Source organism: Campylobacter sp. CFSAN093227 (assembly GCF_012897855.1).
Taxonomy (GTDB): domain Bacteria; phylum Campylobacterota; class Campylobacteria; order Campylobacterales; family Campylobacteraceae; genus Campylobacter_D; species Campylobacter_D jejuni.
Map to the genome: position 1 here is coordinate 1,467,968 of NZ_CP040610.1, position 13,196 is coordinate 1,481,163.

A 13,196-nucleotide genomic window follows, 5' to 3' on the forward strand; every position below is an offset into this window, starting at 1 on the left:
ACACCTTCTCTACTTGCTAAATCTGCTCCTATACTTCCTAATTGTTCTGTGATAGAACGAAGTGCTAGGATAGAAGCTTTATCATTAGAGTTAAGATTTCAATTTGAATTTTTATTTACTAAATCAATGTATTTTTCATCATCGATTTTACCGCCGTTTTTCTCAGCTTCTTCTAACATTGTTTGAAGTTCAGTTTTTTGTTTTTCAAGAGCTTCTTTGGCTTTTGCCCATTCTTCATCTTGATCGGAATCAAATTCATTTTCAAGCAATTTATCGATAGTATCTATATCTACTTGAAGTTGAACTAGCTTATCTTTAGCCGCTGCAGTAGCACCTCCATTGATCACTAAGCATTTATTGCCACCGCAGTTTTGAACGCTAAGTTTATAATCTACTAAGCCTTTTTCTCCATCGCCGTATTTATCTTCATCGCTAATATCTATTATAGTTCCTGCTTCCAAAGGATCTTTGCCTTGAACATCGGTTGAGATATAATCACTTGCGAATTTTAAAAGTAATGCACCCGCGTTATTATTTGATTTTTCTTCTAAGATATCTTTGTTAAAATCTTTAGCTTGAACTATTACTACATTATTTGCTTCTAAGTCTGTATAAGAGCGTTTCATAAGTCCAAAATTTGAATTTGTAAGATTTGCAGCTCCATTTACCTTAACAAAATTTCCATAAGTAGCAAAAAGAGTTTTATCGGCAGTAAAATTTCCATTTATAGTTAAACTACCATTAGCACTTTTTCCTTCAACTGTTCCATTATAAAGAATTATACCCGAGCCTTTTTTCATCCTCGGTAATGGCTTCATCTAATGAACTAGTCATAGTTAAATCTCCATTAATCACCGAAGGTGCAAAAGCTTGTAAAACTATATCTGTTGTTTTAACCTCTTTAGCAGTAGCGTTTAGATTTGTTACATAAGCAGGATGTTCGCTATTATTGTGTTTAAAGCTTAAAGTATTGTTTTTGCCGATACCAATGTTAAATCGATAATCAGCGCTATCATAATCATCGTTTGGTAAATCCCAAACACTCATTTTGATACTTAAATCTTGCCCTTTGTAATTATCAGGATTTTTGAGATTGATATCCTTACCATTTTCTTCAAAATAATTTCCTATATCTGAAGACTCTGTAAGATTGATTTCTTGCGCAAAAGCACCTGAATAAAGCAAAGTTGCTACACCTAAGCTTAGCAATATCTTGCTCGAAGCATTTTTCTTCATAAGTTTCTCCTTCAATAAATTTAAACTGAAGGAAAATTATACCCCCCCCCTAAAAATAAGCTTAAAAATAAAACTATAAATTTTTAATGAAAAATTATAAAACCTAATATATCAAAGTTTTAAGGGTAATAAATCGATCTTAACTTCATATAAAAAATTCTAAAAATTTGAAATAAACTTATGATTTACTTAAAATTAGCGTGATGGTGGAAGCGAGGGGAATCGAACCCCTGTCCAAAAATAATCCCACAAAGACCTCTACATGCTTAGCAAAGATGACTACTTCACCCTACTTCGCTCATCTTCCAAAACTCAAAAGCAAGGCTAAGACTTTATTTCACCTCAACGCTTGTCAAACGCAAGGCTACACTATCAAAGATGACCGAAAATTAAGCTAGATAGTATGACTTAAATTTCAGGCTCAACTGAACTTACGCAGCTTTAGCGTAAGCAGGAGCGAATTTAACGTTGTTTGCGTTTAATTTTATTTGGGCTTTTTACGCTTTGCCCAAAGCGACATGCCATCTAAGCAGACTTACTCCTGTCGAAGCCAAGTCGCTCCCTTATTTAGAAATAATATTTGGAACATTAACAATTAAAGGATTAAAAACCGCTAAAACAGAATCATCATTTTCATATGAACGACAATATTTTTCAAACTGATCACTCATCAAAAGCATCCAATCCGTAAATTCATCACTAGCAGGCCCATTAAAGCGATTTGCTTGCGCCATCATCTCTTCACAAAATACACAAAAATCAGTCACTTCTTCAAGATTTAAGCGTCTTGCTGCCCAAGCGGTATTGTGTGCTAAAGTTTCAAGCTCTTTTATGGCTTCTTTATAACGCACGCTATCGCTTCCAAGCTTGATGATTAAAGGTTCAAACCTATCGCACATGGTTCTAAAAAATTGTAAAAATTTTTCTATATCGTCAATTTCATAATCTAATTCTAATTTTGTTAAAATTCCCATTTTTAAACCATAATCATTAAAGTTTAATATAAATTCTAGCAAATTTTAGCTAAAATCTTATTTTAATTTTTCCAAAATATAAGCAAAGATATGGATAGAATAGTAGAAATAGAAAAATACTCCTTTGATGAAACTTACGAAACTTCGTTGCGTCCTTCAAATTTTGATGGTTATATAGGTCAAGAAAGCATTAAAAAAAATTTAAATATCTTTATAGCTGCAGCCAAAAAACGCAATGAATGTTTAGATCATATACTTTTTAGTGGTCCTGCAGGACTTGGAAAAACAACACTAGCTAATATCATCTCCTATGAAATGGGTGCAAATATCAAAACAACCGCCGCTCCTATGATAGAAAAAAGCGGAGATTTAGCCGCTATTTTAACCAATCTTAGCGAAGGAGATATACTTTTTATCGATGAAATTCATCGCTTAAGTCCTGCTATCGAAGAAGTGCTTTACCCTGCAATGGAGGATTACCGCCTTGATATTATCATAGGTAGTGGTCCAGCTGCTCAAACCATAAAAATCGATTTACCAAAATTTACTCTTATAGGGGCTACAACGCGTGCAGGTATGCTTAGCAATCCTTTACGTGATCGTTTTGGTATGCAATTTAGATTAGAATTTTACAAAGATAGCGAACTTGCCCTAATCTTGCAAAAAGCAGCTTTAAAACTTAATAAAACTTGCGAAGAAAAAGCCGCACTTGAGATCGCTAAAAGAAGTCGTTCAACTCCTAGAATAGCTCTAAGGCTTTTAAAAAGAGTTAGAGATTTTGCCGATGTTAATGATGAAGAGATTATCACAGAAAAAAGAGCTAATGAGGCCTTAAATTCTTTAGGAGTTAATGAGCTTGGTTTTGATGCGATGGATTTAAGATATCTTGAACTTTTAACCGCTGCCAAACAAAAACCTATCGGACTTGCAAGTATTGCTGCGGCTTTAAGTGAAGATGAAAATACCATAGAAGATGTAATCGAGCCTTATTTACTAGCTAATGGCTATATAGAACGCACTGCAAAAGGGCGTATAGCAAGTGCAAAAAGTTATAGTGCTTTAAAACTAAACTATGAAAAAACTTTATTTGAGGAGTAAATTTTGCAAAATGGAAAATTCTTTCTTATAAGCTTTATTTTAGTTATTTTATTTCTTTTACTTTACCTTTTTAAAGGTTTTTTACTTGTAATTATCATAGCTAGTTTAATGGCGGTAGCTACCTCAAACATCAATGCAAAATTTTTAAATCTTACTAAAGGACATAAATTTTTAGCTTCCATTCTTACAACAGCTTGTATGGTTTTGCTTTTCTTTGCACCTTTTGTTTATGCTATGATAGAACTTGCCAAAGCTTTAAAGAATTTTGATATTAATTTAGTTACACAAACACTTGATTATGTCAAAAACTATCAATTCACCTTGCCTGAAAGCTTTAATTTTTTAGAACCTAAAATTAAAGAATTTTTAGCTTCTATAGATTTAAATAGTATTTCTAAACAAATTCTAAGTTATGCTTCAAGTTTTACAAAATCAGGAGCTAAATTTCTTATAGATATGGTTTTAATTTGTGTGTTTTATTTCTTTGCAAATCTATATGGAACAGAACTTGTTATCTATCTTAAATCCATCATTCCTATTGATAAAAAAGAACTCGATGATGTTTTAAGCGAAGTGGGTAATGTTATGGCTGTTGTGCTTTACTCTATGGTAATTGTAGCAATATTTCAAGGTGCACTTTTTGGTTTAATCACAATATTTTATGGTTATGATGGAATTTTAATGGGAGTAATTTTTGCTGTAAGTTCTCTCATACCTGCTATAGGAGGAGCTTTAATTTATGTGCCTGTAAGTCTTTATGAATTTGCCTCAAACAATCTTAACTCAGCTCTTGTTATTTTTATTTATTCTGTAATTGTAATTTCTTTTATAGCAGATACTTTAATCAAACCTTTAATCATCAAATGGATCAACAAAAAACTTGTAAAAACTCCCACTAAAATCAACGAACTTTTAATTTTCTTGGCCATGATAGCAGGAATTTCAACCTTTGGTTTTTGGGGTATTATACTAGGTCCTGCGATTTTAACTTTTTTTGTATCAACTTTAAGAATGTATGTGATTTTAAAAGATAAGAATTTAATTTAACTTGCCTTAAAAAAGGCAAGTTTTATGTTCTAGGCTTTTGGGCCTATCATTTTAGTAGGATCAACAAATTTATTGAAATCTTCTTCGCTAACCAAACCAAGCTCCATTGCGCTTTCTTTTAAAGAAATACCTTTTTTATGGGCATTTTTGGCTACTTTAGCAGCGTTTTCATAACCTATGTATGGGTTTAGAGCGGTAACTAGCATTAAAGAATTATGAAGATTATGATCGATTTTTGCACGATTTGGTTCTATGCCTACAGCACAATGGATATTGAATGAATGCATAGAATCAGCTAACAAATCAAGACTTTGCAAGAAATTATAAATAATCACAGGCTTAAACACATTAAGTTCAAAATTTCCTTGACTTGCTGCAAATCCGATAGCTGCATCATTTCCCATCACTTGTACAGCAACCATAGTAACAGCTTCACACTGGGTAGGATTTACCTTACCTGGCATAATCGAACTTCCTGGCTCATTTTCAGGGATGATAAGCTCACCAAGACCGCATCTTGGGCCTGAAGCTAACCATCTTATATCATTTGCAATTTTCATTAAATTTGCAGCCAAACCCTTCATAGCTCCATGAGTAAAATTGATCGCATCATGACTTGTTAAAGCATGAAATTTATTTGGACTTGAAACAAATTTCGTACCTATAAGTTGAGTTAGCTCTTCACTTACTTTTTGGCTTAATTCTGGATGCGCATTAAGCCCTGTTCCTACTGCGGTTCCTCCTATGGCAAGTTCTCTTAAAGTTGGTAAAGAAGCGATGATTTGCTCTTTTGAATGCAAAAGCATAGAAAGATATCCACTAAATTCTTGTGCTAGAGTAAGTGGAGTAGCATCTTGTAAATGCGTGCGTCCTATCTTGATAATACTATCAAATTCTTTTACTTTTTTTTCAAAAGTTGCAATAAGCTCATCAAGCGCAGGGATAAGCTTTTTCTCTACTTGCTCAACCGCAACGATACTCATAGCTGTTGGAAAAGTATCATTTGAACTTTGACTCATATTAACATGATCATTTGGATGTACAAGCTTTTCTTTGCGAAAATCCCCGCCCATGATTTCAGTGGCACGATTTGCAATAACTTCATTCATATTCATATTGCTTTGTGTGCCTGAACCTGTTTGCCAAATCGCAAGTGGAAAATTATCATCAAATTTACCTGCGATAATCTCATCGCAAGCTTGAACTATAGCATTTTTCTTAGCATCATCAAGTTTGCCAAGTTTGTTATTGACCAAAGCTAAAGATTTTTTAAGATTTGCAAAAGCATAGATTAAAACCTTTGGCATTTTCTCGCAACCGATTTTGAAATTTTCAAAACTTCTTTCAGTTTGAGCTCCCCAATATTTGTTATTTGGGACCTTAACTTCACCCATGGTATCATGTTCAACTCTGTATTCCATAATTTTTTCCTTTGATTAAAATTTTATTTATTATAAGCTAAAAAAATAAATACTTTCAAAAACGTTTTCCTACTGAACTCATTAAATGCAATTCATAGGCATTATGAGAAAATCTATTCATTAACATAAACTGCCAAAATACATTGTTTTTATATAAAAATTCTGAATTAAAACCTTGACTTAAAATATTATCTTTTAATTTATATTTTTGAATAAAAGTAATAGGAAAATCAACAAAACTAGCCTTATTTTCTAAAGTTCTTCCATAAATTCTTTTTTCAAAAATTACAAAAGTAGAAAAAGAAGCTTGATAATCATCTTGCTCTATATTTTTAGCAAGATTAAAACCTAAATTTGCATTTATGCTATGATGTTTTAAACTTTCATAATTTTTAGCAAAAGGACTTTTATTTTCTTTAAAATCTTCTTGATAAAAAAAACTATGTGTAAAATACATTAAAGGATTAAAAATAAAATCTTGACCTAAAATAATATCTTTAGTTACACCAAGCTGGACTGAAGTTTGCAATGTTTTATATTTGCCTTCAATTGGCTGCTCTACTACAAAACGATTAAGAGTATTAAATCCTACACCTATACCTAATCCACTTAATATTTTTATAAAATCTAAATCATGGTTATAATTAAGCAATAAATCCATGTTATAACTCTTCAAATCACTACCATTATTAAAATTAAATTTAGCGCTAGAAAGAGATAAAGCATAAGCTAAAAAGCCTGATGAGAAATTTTCTCCTAAAGAGATATTAGCACCTGTTTTTTGACCTGAAAAATCTTTATCTTTATAGTATTTATAACTTGGAGTAAGATGCCAAAAATATTCTTCATTGCTAAAAATTCTAGGTAAATAAGTACTAGCAAGTAAGATATTATTGTTTTGTGCAAAATTATTAATATTAAGAGGATGAAGGGTAAATAACATATTATTTTGCATTAAATTAGATTGATTATGATTACTAAAAGTGCTTAAATACCCTGAACCTTCTATTCTATTTAATTTAGTCTTTACATCTATTCCATTATCTAAAGAAGCAAAAAATTCCTGATAAGTCTGACTCAAGTCTGCCCTAGATCGCAATTGTCTTAAAGCATTTCCCAAGCTTGTATTAGGAATTTCGTAAGCATTTGGCTTTAAATTAGGTTTTATTAAGGTTTTATTAATACTCACTAAATCATCACTTAAAACAAAATCAAAATTTAAAGCATAGGTATTTTGTATCAAAACATGATTAAAAGATGATAAACTTTTTTCCAAATCTCCTAAATTAATTTTCACTGGCTTATTTAAGATATAGTATTTAGGTAAAGGAATATATTCTAAATTCCCGCTCTTAATATCATAAGTTTTTGCAATCAGTTTAGAATTTTTATAATTACCAAAATCAAGTTGCAATTTAGAGTCAACTCCTTCTTGAGTATAAGTTCCTTGCACGGTTAAATCATTCAAATCTTCATTTCCAGGTCTAACTATGCCTTTATTGTTTAAATTTTGCCCTACAATACCATTACCGCTTAATATTGCTTTTTGTTCTACATAAGCATTATTTTTAACTTTTCCTTTAAGCTTTAATTCTCCTTGTTTGATTAAAGTTGCACCCTCATAAGTATTTTGACCACTGATAATCAAAATACCTTCACCTTCTTTAGATAATCCTATGTTAAGATTAGCTAAATGTGTAGGTTTATTAATAGCACTTGATAAATGAGTACTTTCATCCCATTTTCTTTGACTAATATCATTAGAAAATTCAGCATCATAACCTGCAGTGTTTATAGTATAATAAGCTGTATTAGGTTCTTGCTCATATTTTAATACATCCTGATCACTGAGTCTGTTTGCATCTAAAATACTCAGTCCTTTTAACGCCTTTTGTGCATCTAAAATTCCTTGTCCAAATAATTCTTCTTTCTCAACTCTAACTACTCCATTAATAGAACTAATAGTAGAAGTATTAAGTTTTTGTGACTGCGCACTATCTCTATTATCCCAAATATAATCACTATAATCAATCCATTGTCCATTAACTTGAACTTGTATTCCATTGTAAAGCTGTTTTAAATCCCGTTTTATTTCATCTTCTATCCTAGGCGGATCTTGCGAAATATACACAATAAGAAATTTAGGTTGATTTGTTCCATCGGTTACTTGTTTAACAGTAAATTTTGGAGCCTTATAATTTTTATTTGCTGTACTTAACAGTATATCAGCAATTTGCTTACCATCCAAAAAGGGGAAATTTTGCTTGACCAGTGCCGCTGTTCCACTTACCATAGGTGCTGCCATAGAAGTTCCACTTTTTTTTGTAAACTTATCATTAGTGCTTGAATCAACATTATTAATATTTACTCCAGCAGCAACTAAAGAAAAATTCGTAGCTCCCTTAAAACCATTACTAAAATCAGCCAAACCTTGACTTTTAATTATTAAAGTCCCATCTGATTCTAAAGTAATCTCATTTGCATCCAAAGCTCCAACAGCCAACCAAGCTCTTAAAGATTCATCATAACTTGGTAAAATCGCATGCAAAGCAGGGCTAAGAATTCCTTCATTACCAGCAGCAAATACATTTAATACTCCCTTGTCCTTGCTAAGCCTCATCATATCATTAGCAACCTTATCTGCTTTCATAACATATTCCAAAGGAGTATTACAGATATTATAGCTTGTCCCTTGATTAGTTTGAGTACAATCTACTAATCCAGAATTTGAAGCCTTAAGATTAAAATAAGGATAAAAATTAATACCCCAGCTATTATTAATAATACTCACATCTTTGAAAAAATTATAAATATCAGGAATTTGAGTGTAAGAGCCATTTGGAAACACCCCAGCTCCATAAAATTTTGCCCCATAAGCCACTCCATAAGGTTTGCTATCGCCTATCTTTGCTCCAACAGCTATACCTGCTACATGACTTCCGTGTGTTGATTTTTTCAAATCAGGTATAAGCTGTTTCCCAGCTGTATCAGTAGGATAAGTAGACTTTAAAATCTTATCCTTTAAACTAATATGATCTTGATTAAAAGCATCATCGGCTACACCTATTATAATAGTATCTCCACTATACCCTAGCTTATGTACTTTATCAATATGATGAAGTTCAAATTCGCTTAAAGCAAAAAGTTTACAAACTAAAGTTAAACAAAAAAATTTTTTCATTTCTATTCTACCGTTACGCTTTTAGCCAAATTTCTTGGCATATCCACATCATTGCCAAGTCTTATGGAAATTTCCATCGCCAAAAGTTGAGTAATGACCATCATTTCAAAAAATTCACACATATAATGATCTTGCTCATTGGTTTTTATAAAATCATCACTTAAATCAAATTCTAAAGGTGAAATGCTAAGCACTGTAGAATCCCTAGCAATAAGCTCTTCAACATTTGATTTTGTTTTTTCATAAAGCATGTGCTTTGGCATTAAAGCTATAGTATAAAGCTTAGAATCAGCCAAAGCAATAGGGCCATGTTTCATCTCTCCTGCAGGATAACCCTCAGCGTGAAGATAAGATAATTCTTTAAGTTTCAAAGCTCCTTCTAAAGCCAAAGGATAAAACACATCTCTGCCTATAAAGAAAAAGCCATGTCCATCTAAATAACGCTTGGATAAACGATGAATTTTTTCATGTAAAGCCTGTTTTACACTCACGCAATTTGGAGTATGCAAAAGTGCTTTAATTTCAGCAGAAACATTTAAATTTCTTTTTTGTGCCATAAAAATAGCAAGCATCCAAAGTGTTAAAACCTGAGTAGCAAAAGCTTTAGTTGAAGCAACTCCTTTTTCTATGCCCGCACGAGTTAAAAGACTTAGATGTGCTAAACGCACTATATTAGAATTATCCACATTGCAAATTGCAAAAGTCTTAGCACCCTGCTCTTTTGCAATCTTTAAAGCCTCTAAAGTGTCTGCTGTTTCTCCACTTTGAGAAATAACGATAAATAAAGAATCTTTTTTTATAATTGCTTCACGGTATCGAAATTCACTTGCAATTTCTACTTTAGCTTTAACTTTAGCAATTCTTTCAAACAAATAAGCACTTGCCATTGCAGCATGATAGCTTGTTCCACAAGCACAAAGCGTGATTTCATCTACTTGACTTAAATCTTCATTGTTTAGCTCATCAAAAACGACTTCATCGCCTTGAATACGCCCCATTAAAACTTCACTCATCACGCGACTTTGTTCATAAATTTCTTTTTCCATAAAAAAACGAAAGCCGTCTTTTTTTGCATAAGCCTTATCGCCTGAAAGCTTAGAAAAATAAAGTGATTTTAAAATATCATTTTCATAAACGACAAGCTCATCTTTACTCGCGTATCCCAAGCTTAAATCTTCAAGATACATTACCTCATCACAACTTCCTATCAAAGGCGCATCACCTGAAGAAAAATACCATTCTTTATTTGCATTTTTACCGATAATCAAAGGAGCAGCATTTTTTGCAAAATACACATGATTGGGATCTTTTTTTGTTACTAACAAAGCAGCAAAAGCACCGCGAAGTTCTTTGATGGTTTTTTGCCAAGCTTCAAAAACTCCCAAATTTCTTGCATATAATTCAAAAAGCTGGACAATAACTTCTGTATCGGTTTGACTTAAAAAACTCACGCCTTCTTTTTCAAGTTTATCTTTGATTTCTTTATAATTTTCTATAATACCATTGTGAATCACACAAGAATACTGTCCTAAATGAGGATGTGCGTTGATTTCAGTAGGCTTACCATGAGTTGCCCATCTTGTATGACCTATAGCAAAACCATAACCTTGACTTTCAAAATCCGTGCATTTATTCGCCAAATTTTCAAGCTTTCCTACAGCTTTAAAAAAACTGAGCTCTCCTTCTTGCATCACTGCCATACCCGCACTATCATAGCCACGATATTCCAATTCTTTAAGTCCATTTAGTATAATTTGTTTTTTTTCATTATTTCCTATATAACCTACGATTCCACACATTTTTTTACTCACTTATTAATAAATTAACTAACTTTTGCTCGCTATGTTCTAATTTTTCATTCTTTTGAAAAATAAAAATATTACGCGTCCTTTGTCTTATGGTTTGAATTTTTGCTGCACATAAAACAAGTTCAAGTTCATTAAAAACATTCATCAAATACGCCATTAAACCCTGCTGATCTTTCGTATTAAGACCTAATTTGGCATACATTTTAGAATAGTTTAAGTCTAATTTTAACTCATCTTTTTTAATGATTGGCTTTTTAATTTTTTTCAAATTAAAACCAGAAAGATTTGAATTTAAAAGCTCGCAAAGTTTTAGTTTTTGCTCATCACTGATAATATTATCATATTCAAATCTTAAATAAATTTTATTATCAAAAAGTTCAAAAAAATTCATGAAAATAAGATTTAAATTTGTTAAAGAACTTAAAATAATGGCAATATTAAAATGAAGTGGTGCAACAATTTGCAAACTAAGATTTGTTTCATTATTAAACCAAAATTTAAAATCATTTTCTTTGGCTAATTTAGAAATCATAACAATATCTTCAAAAGTATTTTTTATAATAAAAAGATTTGATTTGATATGTATGATTTTATCTTGCAAAATTTCATCTTGCTCTAAAAAAATCTTACTTCTTTTAAGTGTTAATTCTTTTTTTACTCTTCTTGCGCTTTCTTCAAGTAGATTTTCATCTTCAAAACCTTGTTTTGCATTTTCTAAAAGTTTATCAAGAACTCTAAAATAAAAAGCATTATAATTTAAAGCCTTAGCCTTTAGCCAAGTTAAAGTATATAAAAGCTCTAAATTTTCTAAATTTTCTAGCTTAGAAACCAAGCTACTTACAACAATAGGATTGTATATATCTTCTTTTTCTACAAGATCTTTTAAGGCATTATTGTTTTTAAATATCTTAAGACCCCATTCTAAAATTTCATTCTTTAAATCAAATTTAGAGCAATACGCTCTATATATGCCTGCTAAAGAAATTTCATTTTCACTTTCTATAGCGCTTAAAAGTATCACAAGCTTTAAAATCATTTTTTCATCGGTTTTAAGTTTTTGGAGTATCTCAAGCTCATCTTCGTATTTTTCAAATTCACTTAACATAAGAAAAACTTGCTCATCAAAACTATAATTTCCTTCTTCATCGCTTAAAAAACGAACTGTCCAAAAAGGCTTACATAAATCTTTTAAAATTCCACTATCAAGCAAAAGTTTTAAAACACAAAAACTATGCCTTTTATAAAAAATTTTCTCAAAAAGTATTAAAGCTTTTTCTATATCTTTTTTACCGTATTTCAATCTTCTTAGGGCAAAAACCAAGTTAAGATCGAAAATAACATGTTTATCTTCAAGTTTTAATAAGTATTCTAAAACTTCCACAAGAGTTTTAAATTTATATTCTTGTTTAAGAGTATGATTTAATCCATCTTGAATTTGCTTTGCTAAAAAGTGTGTATAAAAACCTATAGTATGCATACTTTGCAAAGCCTTTTGAACCAACAACTCATTTGCTCCAAAATGTTTTTTAGCTTTTTTATACATTAATTCACTCAAATCATGAACATTAATAAGTAAAAATTCATCCTCATCTTTAGCACTTAATAAATTCATCGCTGATTTTAAAGAAAGTAAAAAATCTCCAGCTAAACGCAACTCGCTTAAATTTTTTTCATCTATAAAATTTAAAGCATAATTTTTTGGAGAAGTCTTAAAAAGAACAAGCAAACTCTCTAAGGATCTTAAATGATTTAATCCGCCAAAATCTTTTAAGATATTAAATTCTTGCTTTATAAATGGAATATCAAATTCTTTAAAATTTTCTAGCAAAAGCTTGGCAAAATCATTTTTATTTTCTTTTAAAATACTCTCAAATTTTGTCTTAATCCCTTTAAATAAAATCCTAGAACCACATATGAAACGAGTTTGTATTATAGAAGTCTTAAGCTCATTGCTAGCATTATAAAGTCCATTAAATTCTAAGATAACCGAATCAATTTGCAAATGCGCATCATTTAAAATTTCGATAAAAGCCTTAATCATAGGTTTTAAATGAAAAGCCTTAATATCTTTATAAACAAAAATCAAAGAAATACTTTCATTAAAACAAAGACTATTATTTGCATATGCTTTGCTTGCTAAAACACAAAAAGGGATATTATCACTTGGAGGTGAAAAATCATCAAAATAATCTTTAAGAACTATATCATAAGCTTTTTTTATGAAATTATCCATATTTTTAGAATGATATAAGCTAAACGCCCCTTGCTTAAGAAAAAATTTTCTACAACTTTGGGTATAGGAACTAAGATTTTTTTTAAAAATTTCTAATTCTTTATTTAACAAAATTTCTACTCTCTTTAAAATTTTAATATTTTAATAATAATCTTAACAAAAATATCTTTTATTTTGGCTTTTTCTATAAACTCTTTT

General features: G+C 30.7%; 9 protein-coding genes and 1 other RNA gene. 2 read left to right on the forward strand and 8 right to left on the reverse strand.

Annotated elements, in window-relative coordinates:
- Positions 1–98: 98 nt before the first annotated feature.
- The 4 genes from FBF06_RS10055 to FBF06_RS07670 all read right to left on the reverse strand — a co-directional run bounded on the left by FBF06_RS10055 (position 99) and on the right by FBF06_RS07670 (position 2,210).
- Positions 99–800, reverse strand: a complete 702-nt coding sequence (locus tag FBF06_RS10055; RefSeq protein WP_002902430.1) for a hypothetical protein — start codon at positions 798–800, stop codon at positions 99–101.
- Positions 769–1,236: a hypothetical protein gene (locus FBF06_RS10060; protein WP_002860417.1), complete on the reverse strand. Its 468-nt coding sequence runs from the start codon at positions 1,234–1,236 to the stop codon at positions 769–771. The genes FBF06_RS10055 and FBF06_RS10060 overlap by 32 nt, the downstream gene beginning before the upstream one ends.
- Positions 1,237–1,440: 204 nt before the next feature.
- Positions 1,441–1,799: a transfer-messenger RNA gene (ssrA, locus tag FBF06_RS07665) on the reverse strand.
- A complete protein-coding gene (locus tag FBF06_RS07670) occupies positions 1,800–2,210 on the reverse strand; it encodes a hypothetical protein (protein ID WP_002783915.1) in 411 nt (136 codons plus the stop codon).
- Between the two features lie 90 nt (positions 2,211–2,300).
- Between FBF06_RS07670 and ruvB the strand changes: the two genes are divergently transcribed.
- Positions 2,301–3,308 (forward strand): Holliday junction branch migration DNA helicase RuvB, encoded by a 1,008-nt coding sequence (ruvB, locus tag FBF06_RS07675; protein ID WP_002859650.1) that lies wholly within the window; start codon positions 2,301–2,303, stop codon positions 3,306–3,308.
- A gap of 3 nt (positions 3,309–3,311) precedes the next feature.
- A complete protein-coding gene (locus tag FBF06_RS07680; protein ID WP_002859651.1) occupies positions 3,312–4,355 on the forward strand; it encodes an AI-2E family transporter in 1,044 nt (347 codons plus the stop codon).
- 29 nt (positions 4,356–4,384) lie between these two features.
- On the opposite strand, the gene fumC is transcribed toward FBF06_RS07680, so the two are convergent.
- The 4 genes from fumC to FBF06_RS07700 are packed head-to-tail and all read right to left on the reverse strand — an operon-like array spanning position 4,385 to position 13,109.
- Positions 4,385–5,776, reverse strand: coding sequence for a class II fumarate hydratase (gene fumC, locus FBF06_RS07685; RefSeq protein WP_070317228.1), 1,392 nt, complete (start codon positions 5,774–5,776; stop codon positions 4,385–4,387).
- Between the two features lie 55 nt (positions 5,777–5,831).
- Positions 5,832–8,957, reverse strand: a complete 3,126-nt coding sequence (locus tag FBF06_RS07690; RefSeq protein WP_052796149.1) for a S8 family serine peptidase — start codon at positions 8,955–8,957, stop codon at positions 5,832–5,834.
- A 2-nt stretch (positions 8,958–8,959) separates the two neighbouring features.
- A complete protein-coding gene (glmS, locus tag FBF06_RS07695; protein ID WP_168977648.1) occupies positions 8,960–10,756 on the reverse strand; it encodes a glutamine--fructose-6-phosphate transaminase (isomerizing) in 1,797 nt (598 codons plus the stop codon).
- Between the two features lie 4 nt (positions 10,757–10,760).
- On the reverse strand, positions 10,761–13,109 hold the full coding sequence (locus FBF06_RS07700) for a nucleotidyltransferase (protein ID WP_002868467.1): 2,349 nt from the start codon (positions 13,107–13,109) through the stop codon (positions 10,761–10,763).
- Positions 13,110–13,196: the final 87 nt, after the last annotated feature.